This is a genomic window from Telmatospirillum siberiense (assembly GCF_002845745.1).
Lineage (GTDB): Bacteria > Pseudomonadota > Alphaproteobacteria > Rhodospirillales > Magnetospirillaceae > Telmatospirillum > Telmatospirillum siberiense.
In genome coordinates this window covers 221,102-236,719 of record NZ_PIUM01000002.1, presented here as the reverse complement: position 1 = coordinate 236,719, position 15,618 = coordinate 221,102, and the positions used below count along the sequence as shown (strand labels likewise).

The window sequence follows — 15,618 nt, the reverse complement described above, 5'->3', positions numbered from 1 at the left end:
GATGGCGGCTAATTACCAGTTATTTACTTGTTTCTTTTGAGAACCATCTCCGAATGGCACTTTACGCAAATGTTTTCATTGGCTTTATGCCCTTGGTGGCACTGGTTGCACTCCGCCGATGACTTCGTCAAATGGTTGTCATGAGGATTGGGGGTCATATCCGCGGTCTTCTTCGCGATCTTCTCGAACGACTTATGGCATTCGAGACACTGATCGGTATCGACGGATTGTTTCTTTCCCTCACCATGGCAATCGACGCAACTCACCCCCGCGCTCTTGTGCAGATCGGCGGTGAAGGGCGGCTGGTCGGAGGTAAAGGATTTGGATTGTCCGGCGAAAGCGGCGGATGCCGCCAAAACCAAACCCAACAACGTACAAAGAATAAAGCTTCTTAGAGACATAAAGGTCCCCTGTTCCTTCAATCGATATCGCCCCAAAGGGGTCCGCCCTGCGGCGAACCCCTTCTTACTTTTCGGCCTCTCTCAGGCACTCGCGATCGGACGGACGATCACGCCTTGGCGAGTTGCTGGCCGAGAATGTAACTGAGCGTGATGGCACGCCCATGGCTTAATCCGGGCGCGATCAGCGGATAATCGGATCCGAAAAAATTGCCCATCATGTTGCCGATGGCGTAAAGACCGGGGATCGGATTGTCGTCTTTATCGAGACACTGCATATTCGGATCCACATTCATGCTGCCGACGCTGACCAGAAGCTGCGCATGGATCGGAATGGCGTAGAACGGTCCCTGTTCAATGGTGTACATGAGATTGGGCTCTTTGCCGAAATCCTCGTCCTTGCCCTTGCGGGCGAGTTCGCTGTAGCGCGCCACGGTTTCTTCCAGAGCCTTGGCGGGTATGCCCACCTTGGCGGCAAGTGCTGCAATGCTATCGCCCTTGAAGGCCCGCCCCTTTTCCACCGATTCTTCCAGCATCGCGATCGGTTCGACGACCGGCCCGCCCATGCTGGTTTGCAGGGAGGACATGTCTTTTTCATACTTGGAATCGACGATCGCCCATGCCTTCCGTCCCGGCTGCGCGAAACGCGAACAGCATTGGGTCGGATCGGGCTGGTTCTCGTTTTCATAACGAAGGCCAAGCCGGTTGACATGCAGGAGGTTCTGGTTGGCCACCATCAAATCATTGCCGAAGGGCGGAGCGGGAATGGTGTGGGTCATGATGGCGAATGGCGCGTTCGCCAGTGCCGCACCGGCCCAACAGGCCATATTGATGCCATCCCCCATATTTCCGCCGGGCGGCGTATAGACCTGCGATTCGGCATATTCGCCCCATGGCGCCCAGGCGCGGAGCATTTCCTTGTTTTCGCTATAACCGCCCGTGGCGAGGATCACCGCCTTGGTGGCAAGATATTTGACATAGCCCCCCTTCACCTTGGCGATAACGCCAGTGATGCGGCCGCTTTTGTCTTTGATGAGTTGTTGGGCCGGCGCGCTGTAGTGGATCTCGGCCCCCTTCTCTTTGACCCAGCGCTCGAGCAGCTCCATGAAGAAGACTTCCGTGAGAATATACTCACTGCCCATGCTCTCGGCCCCGCCCTTCTTGACCCAGTTATGGGCGGTCGGATAGCCAGGCGACGTCCGTGAAACGTTGTAGGGAGGAAGAACCTTCACGCCAAGACCGTTGGCCTCGCAAAGATCGATGTAATGATCGAAGACCTCTCCGCTCCGATAGGCCCACATCCGCACAAGGCTCTGGTGAACACGGTTCTGCGAATAGGCGATCAAATCGGCGATCAGCATTTCGGGATCGATCGTATAGCCTGCCGCCTTCTGCACCTTGGTGTTGACGGCCGCGTTGTCCTTGCCGCGAACGGAGAACGTCCTGAATTTCTCCAACACCACGACCTTGGCGCCTTGCTCGGAGGCGGCATGCGCGGCGACCAGTCCGGCGATCCCCGCGCCAATGATCACCATATCGGCGGTCACGGTCGATTTGATCTGGCTCTCGGGAATAGGTTCGGGCGGATTTTCCCAACTTGGCTTGGCCGAGACCGCCGCGGCCTTCTGGGCATCGGGGGCGGGCGTCGCGGCGGCCGCGACACCGGCGACGCCAGCAGCGGAGGCGACACCGGCCACACCCGCGACCAGAGATCCCTTCAGGAAATCCCGACGGCTGTTGGCCTGGATCGTTTCATCATTCTTCTGTGACATGCTGTGTCCTTTCCAAAAAGGAAGTCGTCCAAATCGCTTTGTTTTTGGCCCTTCCGCAACCCCGCGATCGAATGGCGGCGCGATTGTCCAGGCCGCGTCAACGGATCGGGGCCCCTTTTGACAAAGGGGCCCCGGGAGCCCTATAGGCCGAGCATCTTGTCCAAGAGCACGACGAGATTGACGCCGACCGCGAAGCCGCTTTTCGGATTGCCGTTGTAGGAGACGCCGTTTTCCGTGGCTTGCAGCGCGTTGGGGTCCAAGACATACAGCGCCCACGGGCTGAGGATGACGCTGCCGGCCAGCATGAAGTTGGCATCCACTCCGAACGCCTTCTCGTCGGGACCCACCGTGTAATTCGTATTGAAGGTTTTCATGAATTGCTGCTGGTGGGACGAGACATGCTGCCAGATGAACTTCACCGAATAGCTGTCAAACGGCCGGCTGTGGAAAGGCCCTTCCAGGGTGATCCCGGTATCCACTTCGTCCTGGACGCTGTAGGCGCCAGGCACTCCGGCATTGGGATCGAAGCTGGCATAAAGGCTGCCATAGACGCTGACCGCGGTCGGGCGCGGCGCCAGGCTCTCGCCCGCTTCACGCCAGACGGTCTGGCGACCGCCGATATACATTCCATCCGCCCCATCGTGGGTCTTCGACGTCAGCATATCGATTTGCTTTCCGTCGTTATGATAGAACATCAATTCGTAATATTTTGGATAGCGATCGGTCTTATAGGTCGTTTCGTAGGTCACATTTCCAAAATACATCCCGACGTTGGGATGGACGATATATTGGCTGCCGAAGGCCGCGGGAGTACTGACGCTACCGGTCCACCCTTCCCAACCCTTGGAGAAAGGAAACGCCGTATTATATCGCCAGTAGCCGCCTTGCGCGGTGACCTCCGGGGTTATCTTATAGGCGGCGCGCGCTCCAAGATTCGCATAGGGAGGCGGGGCGAATCCGGCGCCATCTTGCAAACTGATCCCCTGGCAAACAAAGGGCTGGTTACAGAGCGACTTCGCAAAATAATTTCCCGGATTGCTTTTGCCGGCTTCCAAATCCAACCGATCGCCGAACAGCTTTTGCTCCCAGGTGAACTGATTCATATGCGACACATAAGGGATGAACGGCCCGGAGTTTCCGACAAGCGAATCAGCCCCGTAGGATCCGAAATAATTGCCGTTGTCGTGCGGCCCAGGCACGTAAAGATAATTGAAATGGATGGTCGAACCATTCAAGCCGATCAGTTTTTCCAAATCGGTATCCAGACCAACATTGAACATCATCAGCGATTCGTGTTTACCGGTTTTTTCGCCTTCGCTTAGATTGTTGATGTCCACCGCGATCATATTTAATTTTGGCGTGAAGCCGGCGGCATGGAGTTTCTTCCCCAATGGGGCCAATGGCCCGGGCACGCCGGGGCCATTGAGAAAGTCCATGACATCCGATCCCACATCGCTCCCCGTCGCAGGCGCTTCTTGCGCCACGGACGCGGGCGCGAACGCCAACAAAGCAATCGCGGAGACGATTGCCAATTCCGATACTTTTATTCTTGATTGCCTCATGGTGATTACCCCCCCACTTCTGATTGTCAATTACCGAACCGACGTTGTGTCGGACAGGACACCCGTCGGCCATTTGGACTGATCAGCGGCCCCAGGGATGGTTCAAATCGAACACGATCCCGTCATCGCCGACCTGTCATGCGACGATTTTTATTTGTTATATGTGCTATTTGTCAGACATCTTATTGTACATATTTCATGCTCAATAAGATTTGAGTCCATTTTATATTAAAAATATACACGTCATCATTTTACAAGTACCGGTGCCGATGACATAACAAAGCTATGAGAATTATTGTCTTGACACTAATTCTTTTTATACATCGTGCTTATGCTGGGATGACATAAACACAATAGCTCGATCCCTTGCGACGGCGTGATCAGGAGAAAAGGGCGTATCGAGACACGTATCCGGTTGGCACAGGCCCATGGATGCCGGTCTTAAGGATGATTTCTTATGGCTGCGCTCCCGCCGGAACGGTTATGTCGGAAGCACATAACTGAGTAAATAAAAAGAATTTCTCCCATTTTTTGCCCGATGGTACGTTTTTCCTTGTCCTTAAAAAGACAAAGAAATCGTTACCAACATTTTTCATGTCAAAGCCAAAGACGACGAGCTCTCTACTTCAGATCCTGAGATCCGTATCTTCGAGTTAAACAGTCGCATGCCCCATGAATATTCGAGCTGCACCCAGGCGGCGAAACGCCCCCCAGACGCTTATCCCACTCAGCGGCAGGGATGGAGCGGGAGAACCGACACGACTGCGCTTTCGAAGATGAAAGGTGCCATCAGACTGGGTTGGTTTTTTTAATAAAGGAGAGAAACATGATTAGAGGAAATTACGAGTCTGACGCCGGAAAGCGGAAAGAAATGTCCCATAAGGAATTGGGAACAATTCCGCACATGACTTTCGCGGAATATTCGGAAAGGCTCAAACACTGCTTCACCATGAAGCGGGAGAACGGCATTCTCGAAGCACGGCTTCACACCAACGGCGACAGCCTGCAGTGGGGCGCCCCCGCTCACCAGGCCCTTCACTACTTCTTCGACTGGGCCGGACGTGACCCGGACAACGAGGTCATCATCCTCGGCGGCACGGGCAAGGACTTCATGAAGGGCATCGGCCGCGTTGACACCGATGGAAAATGGCTCCCCGCCACGGAGTTCAATTCGGCTCCGGCGGAAGCCTGGAAGATGTACGAGTACCAGTATTATGACGGCACGAACGACATCGAAGGCCAGGTCTTCGATGTCGAGGTCCCGACCATCGGTGTCTGGAACGGCGCCGCCTTCCATACCGACCTCGTTCTCTTCAGCGACATCACCCTTTGTACCGAGGACGCCTGGACGACCGAGATGCACTTCCGCGTCAATATGGTCCCCGGCGACGGGATCCAGATCGCCTGGCGAGAGCTCATGGGCCGGAAGCGCTACGCCTATGCGGAGCTGACCGGCGAGATCATCACCGCCCGCAAGGCTCTTGCCCTCGGGATGGTCAACGAGATTTGCCCGGATACGGAAGCCTGCTACACGCGGGCCCGGGAAATCGCCGAGCTCATCATGCGGACCGGCACCCGCGTCACCCGCCGCATCACCACCCAGCAACTCCGCAAGGCTTGGAAGGAAGACATCGCGAACGAACTGCGCAATGCCTTCGCCACCGAGATGTTCGTGACCGCCACCGAGCACTCTCCTCATGAAGTCAATTATTGGCACTGGGCCCATGAAGAGGCCGAACTCGTCAAGGCCGCCGAGAAGAAGGGCAAGGTCATTCGTCCGAGGCTCAACGGCGGCCAGGCGGAAGACGAGATCAAGTAAAAGCCTTTCGGCCTCGCCTTGCCCCTCTGCGGGTTTTTCTGGTCCGACACGAGGCGCCTCTTGTGTGCCGCGTGCCGAACAAGGCGGGAACCGGACGACAGTTACGGATGAGACCCGTGCCGCGGAGGGGGAATTCCCCCTCCGCGGAAGAGGAAGAGAAAATGGGTACGGAAAACAAAGTCATCATCACGGCGGCCCTCACCGGTGCCGTTACGCCCAAGGACGTCAACGAGCATATCCCGCTCACTCCGGCCGAGATCGCCGCAGACGCCTATGCCTGCTGGAAAAGCGGGGCGGCGGTGGTGCATTTGCATATGCGCGACGACCATGGCCTGGGGACCATGGATGCCGCCAAATTTGCGGAAACCATCAGGCTGATCCGGGCCTACGAGGATTGCGACGTCGTCATCAACTGCACCACCTCCGGCGACAATCGTGCCAGTGACGATGAGCGTATGAAGCATGTTTCCACGCTGAGCGGCGTCGAGATGGCGTCTTATGACGCGGGCTCCTTCAATTGGATGCCGGGCGGCGTGTTTATCAATTCTCCGCAGTTTCTCGCCAAGCTTGGCGACGTTTTGACCTCGCGCGGGATCAAGCCGGAAATCGAGATATTTGATTCCGGCATGCTGGGTATTGCCGATTACTTCGTCCGCCAGGGCAAGCTCACCCAACCCGGTCACTTCCAGTTCTGCCTCGGCGTACTGGGAGGCATGGCCGCGACGGTGGAAAACCTGCTCTATCTCAAGTCCAAGATTCCCGAAGGCTCCACCTGGTCGGCCTTCGGCATCGGCAAAGACCATTTGCCCATTCTCTACGGCGCCTTGGCCCTGGGCGGCAACGTGCGCGTGGGACTGGAAGACAACGTCTATTTCAGCAAGGGCGTGAAGGCCACCAACGTGCAACTGGTGGAACGAGCCGCCGAGGCCATTCGTCTCTTCGGGAAGGCCCCCGCGACCCCCGCCGAGGCGAGAGAGATCCTAAGCATCAAGCCGCTCAGGCGTTGACCCCGGGAACGATCAATCGTCGGGGCAGCTTCCCCGCCACGACAACGCCGGAAAAAGGCGTCGAAGAGATGGAGCCATTTTTATGAGAGAGGCCGTAATCGTATCGGCGGTACGGACGCCGATTGGCAGATGTCGCGGAACACTGGCATCGGTGCCCGCGCATATTCTGGGCGCCGTGGCGGTGAAGGAAGCTGTGCGCCGGGCGAAAATCGATCCGGAAAGGATCGATGACGTGATCTTCGGCAATCTGATGAACAACGAAATCAACAATATGGGCCGGATGGTCGCGCTCGAAGCGGATCTGCCCCTTTCGGTACCGGGTATCACGCTGGACCGACAGTGCGCCGCCTCCCTCAACGCGCTCGCCTATGGCGCCATCCAGATCATGGCCGGTTTCGCCGACATCATCGTCGCCGGCGGTGTGGAAAGCGATTCCCGGCGCACCTATTCGCTGGAGAAATGCGACGTCGCCTATTCGGTGCAGCCGCCCCAGTTCGTCGACATCCACACGGCGCCGGATCGTATCGGTCATGTGACCATGGGCATCACCGCCGAAAATGTTGCCAAAAAATATGGCTTCACCCGTCAGGAGCTCGACGTGTTCTCGACCCGCAGCCATCAGTTGGCGGCAAAGGCCTGGAAGGACGGCCTCTTCGACGAACAGATCGTGCCCATCGTGATCAAGGGCAAGAAGGGCACCGATACCGTGGTCACCCGCGATGAATCGGTGCGGGCCGACTGTAGCGTGGAGACGTTGTCGGCCCTGCGGCCATGTTTCATCTCGGACGGCATCGTCACCGCCGGCAACAGCTCGCCGATGAGCGATGGGGCGGGTGCCATGGTGATCATGGAGCGCGCTCTCGCCAAAAAAGCCGGCCTGGAGATCCTCGGCGTCTTCCGTGGCTATGCCGCCGCGGGCGTGGATCCCAACATCATGGGCGTCGGTCCCATCGCCGCGACCGCCAAGTTGATGAAGCAGACCGCCTGCTCGGTCCAGGACATCGATTTGTGGGAGCTGAACGAGGCTTTCGCCTCCCAGTCGCTGGCCTGCATCAGGGATATCGGCATGGACATCGACAGGGTCAATCCCAACGGCGGCGCCATCGCCATGGGGCATCCCCTGGCCGGCACCGGCGCCATCCTGACCGCGAAAACGCTCTATGAGATGAAACGCCGCAATCTGAACAAGGCCGTCATCACTTTCTGCGTCGGCGGTGGACAGGGCGTGGCCGTGCTTCTGACGAGAGAATAATCATGCCGGGAAAAATCCGATCGCGCGATGAAATCATCGCCCAGTTCAAGGACGGTCAGACGGTGATGTGCGGGGGAATGCACAACCACGGCACCCCCAACGCCCTGATCCAATGCGTCATCGACAGCGGAGCCAGGCATCTTACCGTCATTTCCATCGACTCCGCCGACGCCAATCTCACCCTGGGGCGCCTGTTCCATCATCGTCTGGTCGACAAGATCATCACCTCCTACATCGGCAGGAATACCGAAGTGGTGGCCATGCTGGAGGCCGGCGAGATCGAGGTGGAGTTCGTTCCGCAAGGCAGCCTGGTCGAGCGTGTCCGTTGCGGCGGCGCCGGACTGGGGGGCGTGCTCACCAAGACGGGCCTGGGAACCGTGGTGGAAGAGGGACGCCAGATCGTCGAAGTCAACGGCACCGGCGAAAAATATCTGCTGGAAACCGCCTTGCGCGCCGATATCGGGCTGGTCCGGGCACGGATGGCCGACCCCCTGGGCAATCTCGCTTACCGGGGGACCATGCGAAACTTCAATCCGCTGATCGCGACGGCGGCGGACCTCACCCTGGTCGACGCCGACATGCTGATGGACGTGGACGAGATCGGCATCGATCGCATCGGCACTCCCGGCGTCTATGTCGATATGGTTTTGGCGAAGTAGGGGGGCAGTCGCATGGATATCCGCAACAGAATCGCCAAAAGAGCGGCCGAATATTTCAAGGCCGGCGATGTGGTCAATCTTGGAGTCGGCATTCCCGGCATGTGCTCGGATTACGCCGTGCCGGGCGTGATGTTTCACACGGAAAACGGCTTTATCGGCGTTGGTCCGGCGGCGACCGGAGTTCAAAAAGTCGAAGCTTTTTCGAACGCCAGTTCCACCGAATTCGTCCCGGTCTTCGGTTCCTGCGCCTTCGACAGCGCCGAGTCTTTCGCCATTGTGCGCTCGGGAAGGCTGGCCGCCACGGTGCTGGGTGGACTGCAAATCGCTGAAAACGGCGATCTTGCCAATTGGACGCGGCCCGGCGGGAAATTTGGCATGGGCGGAGCCATGGATCTCGTCAACGGCGTCCGCAAAGTCATCGTGGCCATGGAATTGTGCGCCAAGAACGGTTCCCCGAAAATCGTCAAGGACTGCAGCTATCCGCTGACGGGAAAACGCTGCGTCAACCACGTCGTGACGGAACAATGCGTGATCGATGTGACGCCCCAGGGTTTGCTGCTGGTGGAAGTCCTGGACGGGCTTTCCCCTGAGGATATTCAGCGTCAGGTCGAGCCGCGCCTCATCGTTTCCAGCTCTCTCAAGCAAATGGAACGATAAATTTAGGGGTGCCCGACATCGACCGCCCTCCCCTTCCAAACAAAGTCATTTGGCCAATTCAAGCTCTGCGGAGACCTTCGATGAGCAAGTCGACGACAATAAAAGAAGCTGTGGACCGAATTCCGGACGGAGCAATTCTGATGATCGGCGGGTTCATGGGGTGCGGTTCGCCGCACGGCCTGATCGACGAATTGGTGCGCCAAGGAAAAAAAGATCTGACGGTGATCGCCAACGACACGGCGCGGCCGGGCGTCGGCATCGGCAAGCTGATTTCCGCCAAGCTGGTGAAGAAGGTGGTCGCCAGTCACATCGGGACCAACCCGGAAACGCAGGCCCAGATGATCGCGGGCAGTCTTGAGGTCGATCTCGTGCCGCAAGGGACCCTGGCCGAACGGGTCCGGGCCGCAGGCTTCGGTCTGGGTGCCATCGTGACGCCGACCGGCGTGGGGACCGTCGTCGAGGACGGAAAACGGACCATCGACATCGACGGGCGGACGTTCCTGGTCGAACTTCCGATCAGCGCCGACTTCGCCCTGGTCAATGCCAAGCGCGCAGACTATCGCGGCAATCTCTCCTACGCCTTTACCGCAAGGAACTTCAATCCGCTGATCGCCATGGCGGCGGAGGTGGTGATCGCCGAGGCCGAGGATATCGTTCCGGTCGGCGCTATCGATCCCGATTCCGTCGTCACGCCTCATGTGGTCGTCGACTATCTCGTGCCTCAGGAGAAAAAGAATGGATGACAAGACACTGATCGCCCGGCGTGTCGCCCTCGAACTGAAGGATGGCGATCTGGTCAATCTGGGGATCGGGCTTCCGACCATGGTCGCCCAATATCTGCCGCCCGGCATCGACGTCTCCTTTCAATCGGAAAATGGCATCGTCGGCATGCAGGCGCTTCCCGCCGGCGTGTCGCCGTCGGCCGACCTGACCGATGCCGGAGGCGCGCCCATCGGCGCCTTGCCGGGAGCTTTCGCCTTCGATTCGGCGATGTCTTTCGGCCTGATAAGGGGCGGGCATCTGGACATCACCGTGTTGGGCGGATTGCAGGTGGACGAACTGGGACAACTGGCGAACTGGATGGTTCCCGGCAAGATGGTACCGGGAATGGGCGGCGCGATGGACCTGGTTTCCGGAGCGAAGCGGGTCATCGTGGCGATGACCCACACCGCGAAGGGAGCGCCGAAAATCCTCAAGCGCTGCACCTTGCCGCTGACGTCGATCCGCAGTGTCGACCTGATCGTGACCGAAATGGCGGTCATCCGGACGACGCCGGAGGGGTTGGTGCTGAGCGAGGTGGCCCCCGGCGTCAGCGTCGATCAGGTTCTGGCGGCGACCCAGGCGCATCTGATCGTCCCCGACGACGTTTCCGTCATGGCGGTAGCGGCCTAACCCGTTCCCGGCGAGGAATGGGTTCGATATTGAACTCGAAAAAATAGAGACCCAAAATCATGTCAGCAATCGTCATCGCAGAAGCCGTTCGCACGCCGGTGGGAAGTTTCAACGGCGCGCTCAGCCCCCTTTCCGCCCGCGCTTTGGGCGAAATCGCCATCCGTGAGGTGCTGTCACGCGCCAAGGTGGCCCCCCAGGAAGTCAGCGAAGTGATTCTGGGGCAGGTTCTGACGGCCGGCCAGGGCCAGAACCCGGCACGGCAATCCTCGGTCGATGCCGGAATTCCGGTCGAACGATCCGCCATCACCATCAATCAGGTCTGCGGGTCCGGCTTGCGGGCGGTGGCCTTCGGCTATCAGGCCATCGGAATGGGCGACGCCGAGATCGTCATTGCCGGCGGCCAGGAAAGCATGAGCCAGTCCGTGCATGCGGCGCATCTGCGGGGCGGCGTCAGGATGGGGGCGGCCGAGTTTGTCGATACGATGATCAAGGACGGCCTGTGGGACGCCTTCAACGATTATCACATGGGCGTTACCGCCGAAAATATCGCAAAGCAGTGGTCGCTCTCGCGCGAGATGCAGGATGCGTTCGCCGCTGCGTCCCAGCAAAAGGCGGAAGCCGCGATGACGGCGGGGCGCTTTGCCGATGAAATCGCCCCGGTGACGATCAAGGGACGCAAGGGCGAAACCGTCGTTTCCGTCGACGAGCACCCCAAGGCGGGAACGACGCTTGAAGGCTTGGCCAAGCTGCGCCCGGCCTTCTCCAAGGACGGCACGGTGACCGCCGGCAACGCCTCGGGTCTCAATGATGGCGCGGCCGCCCTTCTATTGATGAGCGAAGAGAACGCCGCCAAACGCGGCATCGAGCCCTTGGCCCGCATCGTCTCCTGGGGGACGGCGGGCGTCGATCCGGCAATCATGGGCACGGGGCCGATTCCCGCCAGCCGCCTGGCGCTGAAGAAGGCCGGCTGGAACATCGACGATCTCGACCTGATCGAAGCGAATGAAGCCTTCGCCGCCCAGGCCCTGGCCGTCAACCACGACCTGGGCTGGGATACCGCCAAGGTGAACGTCAACGGCGGCGCCATCGCGCTCGGCCATCCCATCGGCGCGTCGGGCGCCCGCATCCTGGTCACGCTGCTCCATCAGATGCGCCGACAGAACGCCAGGAAGGGACTGGCCACCTTATGTATCGGCGGCGGCATGGGAATCGCGCTCTGCGTCGAACGTCCTTAACGGCAACGGAAAACTCACCACGAAGATGACGAAGAGGCGATCCCGTCTTCGCGCCTTCGTGGTGAAATCCGGTTAAAGACCGCCCAGATAATCCAGCTTGCCGATCTCCACTCCGTTGTGCCGCAGGATGGCGTAGGCCGAGGTGACGTGGAAATAGAAGTTGGGAAGGGCGAAGAACAGCAGATAGGACTGTCCGGTGAAGCTCACCTCGCCGCTATGGGTCTTCAAGATGACGGTCCGCTCTTCACTGCCGTCGATCTGCGTCGCGTGGATGCCGTTCAGGAAATCCAGGGTCTTGGTGATCCGGGCCTGCAAATCGGCAAACGACGCCTCCTCATCCGGGAAGCTGGGGATGTCGATGTTGGCCAGCCGGGCCCCTGCCCCCTTGGCCGTGTCGCTGGCGATCTGAACCTGGCGGACCAGCGGGAACATATCGGGAGCCAGGCGCGCGTTGAGCAGCACCGAAGGATCGATCTTCCTGGCCTCGGCAAAAGCGGCACCCTTCTCGAGAAGAACCGAGAGACTGTTCAAGGTCCGCTGAAAAACGGGGATGGAGACCTGGTACATGGAAAGGGACATGGTAACAACTCCGGCAGAATGGATGGTTCCTGGCACAATTCAATTGGTTGAGGCCTTATTATACCGGCGAGCCACTTCGGTGGCTCGCCCTCATTGTGCCCGCCGGACGCCGATATCCATCGGTCTGGCCACCGCCCCAAGGGCGGCCGTTACGGGCGAACCGCTCAGGTCATACGGCTCGCACGCCTTGCAGGAAACAATCAACCTCGGCCCGGAGCCGTTCGGCCTCTTGGGCAAGAGAGCCGGCAGCCCCCAGAACATTCGCAGCCACCGAACCGGTCTTCGACGCGGCGCGCTGGGCAACCGACACGTCGTCAGAGACCTGCCGCGTTCCCTCCGCCGCCTGATGCACGCTACCGGCAATTTCCTGGGTCGCAGCGCCCTGCTCCTCGACGGCGGCGGCGACGGTGGTGGTGATCTCATTCATCCGCCCCACTGTTTCACCGATACCTCGGATAGCTGAAACCGCCGAACCGGTCATCGTGTGGATCTCCGCGACCTTGGCCTGGATATCCTCGGTCGCACGCGCCGTTTGCGTGGCCAGCGATTTCACTTCCGATGCCACGACGGCGAAGCCCTTGCCGGCCTCGCCGGCACGGGCCGCCTCGATGGTGGCGTTCAAGGCCAGAAGATTGGTCTGGGATGCGATGCTGTTGATCAATTCGACGATGTCGCCGATCCGCTTGACCGAATCCTCCAAAGCCGCCATGGCCTGGTTGGTCCGCTCGGCCTCGGAAACGGCGTCAGTGGCGATCATCGAGGATTGGGAGATCTGGCGCGAAATTTCCTGAATCGAGGAGAAGAGCTCCTCGGTCGCCGCCGAAACCGTACTGACATTGGCGCTGGTCTCCTCGGCGGCGACGGCGGCCGAGGTCGTCCGTCCGTTGGCCTCCTCGGCCGCCAAACTCAGAACATTGGCCGAGTTTTCCATATCGCTCACCGAGGCCCCCATGCTATCGACCACTTTCTTGACCGAGGACTCGAAGCCATCGGCCAGCGCATGCATTGCCGCCTGCCGTTCCTTCGCCGCCTCCATCTTCATGCGATCCTGAGCGACACGCAGGTGAGCGGCCTCGACCGACTTTTCCTTCAGCACATCGATCGCCTTGGCCAGAGTCCCCATCTCATCCCTGCGTTCACGACCGGGAACGACCACCGTCAAATCGCCTTCGGCCAGATGATGGGTCACCGTAGTCAAGACAAGAATCGGGCGGATCAGGCCACGACCGAACCAGACGGCCAGTCCCAGGGTCAGCAGGGCCAGCACCGCCACTGCGGCCCCCATCCGCCAGGCGTTGGCTTGAAACGCGGCCTCGACCGTATCGAGATAGATTCCCGACGTCACTTCCCACTTCCAGTCGCCGGCCGCCATTTTTGAATAGGCGACCTTGCGCACCGGCGGCGTATTGGCCGTCTTCGGCCATAGATAATAATTGAACCCGCCACCCGATTTCGCCTGCGCCAGCATGTCGCGGGCGAAATAGGTGCCGTTCGGATCCTTGGCGTCCGCCGATGACTTGCCCTCCTGCTGGCGGAAAGGACCGTTGACCAGGGTGACGTTGGCCAGATCGTGGACCGTCACATATTCGCTGCCGTCGTAACGCAAGCTCCGCAGGATGTCCTTGGCCATCTCCTGGGCCTGGGCATCGGCGATCTCGCCCTTCGCCACCTTGGCCTCGAAACCCTCGACGATGGTCGCGGCGATCTCCGCCGCGATCCGGGCCCGAGACTGATGTTCGTCGGTGGTGATCGCCCCGATGGTATGGACGGAAGCGGCTCCGACCAGGGCCAAGGCGAGCATCGCGACAATCGGAATAACAAGGATCTTTGACGTAATTCGACTGAAAAGAGCAACCATGGGCGCCATGCTCCCCGAACTGAAACAAAACAACGACCCGCCTGACGGATGGCGTCAGGCGGGGAACACGGGCATCGCGGACAGGACGCCGACAACTGGCGCCTATCCGTTTTCGAAGACCTTTCGTCAGTTCCCGGAAGGCTTGTCGTCGGCGGCCACGGTCATCGAACGCAGATCCCGACCACGGGTTTCCGGCAGCAGGGCGGCAAACACGACCACCACGAAATAAGCGGAGCAGGCGCCGAGCCCCATGGCGGCGCCGAGCGGCATGTCGGCGCTGATGATGCCGACCAGCGCCGGCATCACCGCCCCGATGGCCCGGCCGCCGTTGCCGCAGAAACCTTGGGCGGTGCCGCGGATATGGGTCGGGAACAACTCGGCCAGGAAGGCGCCGGTCCCTGCCGCCGTGCCCGATTGCAGGGTTCCCAGAACGAAACCCATGAAGAAGATGGCGATCGTATTGATCGGAGCCATGGTGTAGATGCCGACCGCGATGACCTGGAGACAGGCGTTCACCATGAAGGTCTTGCGGCGTCCAAGAAAATCGGCCATCCAGCCGTTCAGAAAGGCGCCAGCGAAACTGCCCAGAATGTTGACGGCGAGATAGGCGCCAACATTAAGGACGGAAAGATGCAGCGACATCTTCAGATAGGCCGGCAGCCAGGTGATCATCACATAGTTGCCGCCGTAGATCCCCGTGGTCAGCAGAGTAGCCTTGAGCGTGGTGGCGAGATGCGCCCGGCCGAAAATCTGCCAGACGGAAACGGTGGGCGCGCCGCCCGTGGCCTGTCGCGATTCCCGAAAGATCGCCGCGTCCTGGATGTTGCGGCGGATCCACAGCACCAGAAGTGCCGGCAGCAGGCCGATGAAGAAGAAGACGCGCCAGGCGAGGTCCGCCGGCAACAGGCTGAACAGAACCGTCGATATCAGCACCGCGATGCCATAGCCGATAGCCCAACCTGCCTGGATGGCGCCGACGACCCGGCCGCGCACCCGGGGGCTGATCGCCTCGCTGATCAGGACCGAGCCGACAGCCCATTCACCGCCGAAGCCGATGCCCTGCAGACTGCGGGCGGCGAGCAGTTCCCAGAAGGAATTGGTGAGACCGGAAAGGAAGGTGAAGGCGGAAAACCAAAGGATGGTGATCTGCAGAACGCGAACCCGGCCGATACGGTCGGACAGCATTCCGGCGAGCCAACCGCCGAGGGCCGCCATGATCAGCACGGCGGTGCCCAGAATGCCAGCCTGCCCCTTGCTCATTCCCCACAATGAAATCAGCGTGGGGATGGCCAAGGCGTACATCTGGGTATCCATGGCATCGAGCCCCCAGCCGCTGAAACAGGCCCAGAAGGTCCATTTCTCCTGCTTCGAGAGCTGAGTGAACCAAGTCAACATTCTTCGACCTCCCCAAATCGGTTATTTTCTGCC

General features: G+C 59.8%; 14 protein-coding genes. 8 read left to right on the top strand and 6 right to left on the bottom strand.

Annotated elements, in window-relative coordinates:
• Positions 1-23: 23 nt before the first annotated feature.
• From CWS72_RS02985 to CWS72_RS02975, 3 genes are all read right to left on the bottom strand, one after another.
• Complete coding sequence (locus tag CWS72_RS02985) at positions 24-401, bottom strand: cytochrome c3 family protein (RefSeq protein ID WP_101249074.1); 378 nt, start codon at positions 399-401, stop codon at positions 24-26.
• Positions 402-508: 107 nt separating this feature from the next.
• Positions 509-2,170 (bottom strand): FAD-dependent oxidoreductase, encoded by a 1,662-nt coding sequence (locus CWS72_RS02980; protein WP_101249073.1) that lies wholly within the window; start codon positions 2,168-2,170, stop codon positions 509-511.
• Between the two features lie 140 nt (positions 2,171-2,310).
• Positions 2,311-3,702, bottom strand: a complete 1,392-nt coding sequence (locus CWS72_RS02975; RefSeq protein ID WP_158240484.1) for a carbohydrate porin — start codon at positions 3,700-3,702, stop codon at positions 2,311-2,313.
• Positions 3,703-4,636: 934 nt separating this feature from the next.
• On the opposite strand from CWS72_RS02975, the gene CWS72_RS02970 reads away from it, so the two are divergent.
• The 8 genes from CWS72_RS02970 (at position 4,637) to CWS72_RS02935 (ending at position 11,753) form a co-directional block, all read left to right on the top strand.
• A complete protein-coding gene (locus tag CWS72_RS02970; protein WP_199175520.1) occupies positions 4,637-5,551 on the top strand; it encodes an enoyl-CoA hydratase/isomerase family protein in 915 nt (304 codons plus the stop codon).
• A 161-nt stretch (positions 5,552-5,712) separates the two neighbouring features.
• Positions 5,713-6,558: a beta-keto acid cleavage family enzyme gene (locus CWS72_RS02965; RefSeq protein ID WP_101249070.1), complete on the top strand. Its 846-nt coding sequence runs from the start codon at positions 5,713-5,715 to the stop codon at positions 6,556-6,558.
• An 82-nt stretch (positions 6,559-6,640) separates the two neighbouring features.
• Positions 6,641-7,810 carry a thiolase family protein gene (locus CWS72_RS02960; RefSeq protein WP_101249069.1) on the top strand — a complete coding sequence of 390 codons (1,170 nt, stop codon included), beginning with the start codon at positions 6,641-6,643 and terminating at the stop codon, positions 7,808-7,810.
• Positions 7,811-7,812: 2 nt separating this feature from the next.
• Complete coding sequence (locus CWS72_RS02955; RefSeq protein WP_101249068.1) at positions 7,813-8,469, top strand: CoA transferase subunit A; 657 nt, start codon at positions 7,813-7,815, stop codon at positions 8,467-8,469.
• Between the two features lie 12 nt (positions 8,470-8,481).
• Positions 8,482-9,126 (top strand): CoA-transferase, encoded by a 645-nt coding sequence (locus tag CWS72_RS02950; protein ID WP_101249067.1) that lies wholly within the window; start codon positions 8,482-8,484, stop codon positions 9,124-9,126.
• A gap of 80 nt (positions 9,127-9,206) precedes the next feature.
• Positions 9,207-9,869, top strand: a complete 663-nt coding sequence (locus CWS72_RS02945) for a CoA transferase subunit A (RefSeq protein WP_101249066.1) — start codon at positions 9,207-9,209, stop codon at positions 9,867-9,869.
• A complete protein-coding gene (locus tag CWS72_RS02940; RefSeq protein ID WP_101249065.1) occupies positions 9,862-10,518 on the top strand; it encodes a 3-oxoacid CoA-transferase subunit B in 657 nt (218 codons plus the stop codon). The genes CWS72_RS02945 and CWS72_RS02940 overlap by 8 nt, the downstream gene beginning before the upstream one ends.
• A gap of 59 nt (positions 10,519-10,577) precedes the next feature.
• The gene (locus CWS72_RS02935; RefSeq protein ID WP_101249064.1) at positions 10,578-11,753 is read left to right on the top strand and encodes an acetyl-CoA C-acetyltransferase; all 1,176 of its coding nucleotides are present in this window, start codon (positions 10,578-10,580) and stop codon (positions 11,751-11,753) included.
• Between the two features lie 72 nt (positions 11,754-11,825).
• Here the strand turns inward: CWS72_RS02935 and CWS72_RS02930 are convergent, their stop codons facing one another.
• The 3 genes from CWS72_RS02930 to CWS72_RS02920 form a co-directional block, all read right to left on the bottom strand.
• Complete coding sequence (locus tag CWS72_RS02930) at positions 11,826-12,332, bottom strand: DUF1993 domain-containing protein (RefSeq protein ID WP_101249063.1); 507 nt, start codon at positions 12,330-12,332, stop codon at positions 11,826-11,828.
• Positions 12,333-12,501: 169 nt separating this feature from the next.
• Positions 12,502-14,133, bottom strand: a complete 1,632-nt coding sequence (locus CWS72_RS02925; RefSeq protein WP_158240483.1) for a methyl-accepting chemotaxis protein — start codon at positions 14,131-14,133, stop codon at positions 12,502-12,504.
• 183 nt (positions 14,134-14,316) lie between these two features.
• A complete protein-coding gene (locus CWS72_RS02920; protein WP_101249061.1) occupies positions 14,317-15,585 on the bottom strand; it encodes an MFS transporter in 1,269 nt (422 codons plus the stop codon).
• Between the last annotated feature and the right edge of the window lie 33 nt (positions 15,586-15,618).

Bases quoted from the DNA above. Each gene is read 5' to 3' on its own strand.
- CWS72_RS02985 (WP_101249074.1), bottom strand. From the start codon at position 401: ATGTCTCTAAGAAGCTTTATTCTTTGTACGTTGTTGGGTTTGGTTTTG.
- CWS72_RS02980 (WP_101249073.1), bottom strand. From the start codon at position 2,170: ATGTCACAGAAGAATGATGAAACGATCCAGGCCAACAGCCGTCGGGAT.
- CWS72_RS02970 (WP_199175520.1), top strand. From the start codon at position 4,637: ATGACTTTCGCGGAATATTCGGAAAGGCTCAAACACTGCTTCACCATG.
- CWS72_RS02965 (WP_101249070.1), top strand. From the start codon at position 5,713: ATGGGTACGGAAAACAAAGTCATCATCACGGCGGCCCTCACCGGTGCC.
- CWS72_RS02960 (WP_101249069.1), top strand. From the start codon at position 6,641: ATGAGAGAGGCCGTAATCGTATCGGCGGTACGGACGCCGATTGGCAGA.
- CWS72_RS02955 (WP_101249068.1), top strand. From the start codon at position 7,813: ATGCCGGGAAAAATCCGATCGCGCGATGAAATCATCGCCCAGTTCAAG.
- CWS72_RS02950 (WP_101249067.1), top strand. From the start codon at position 8,482: ATGGATATCCGCAACAGAATCGCCAAAAGAGCGGCCGAATATTTCAAG.
- CWS72_RS02945 (WP_101249066.1), top strand. From the start codon at position 9,207: ATGAGCAAGTCGACGACAATAAAAGAAGCTGTGGACCGAATTCCGGAC.
- CWS72_RS02940 (WP_101249065.1), top strand. From the start codon at position 9,862: ATGGATGACAAGACACTGATCGCCCGGCGTGTCGCCCTCGAACTGAAG.
- CWS72_RS02935 (WP_101249064.1), top strand. From the start codon at position 10,578: ATGTCAGCAATCGTCATCGCAGAAGCCGTTCGCACGCCGGTGGGAAGT.
- CWS72_RS02930 (WP_101249063.1), bottom strand. From the start codon at position 12,332: ATGTCCCTTTCCATGTACCAGGTCTCCATCCCCGTTTTTCAGCGGACC.
- CWS72_RS02925 (WP_158240483.1), bottom strand. From the start codon at position 14,133: ATGCTCGCCTTGGCCCTGGTCGGAGCCGCTTCCGTCCATACCATCGGG.
- CWS72_RS02920 (WP_101249061.1), bottom strand. From the start codon at position 15,585: ATGTTGACTTGGTTCACTCAGCTCTCGAAGCAGGAGAAATGGACCTTC.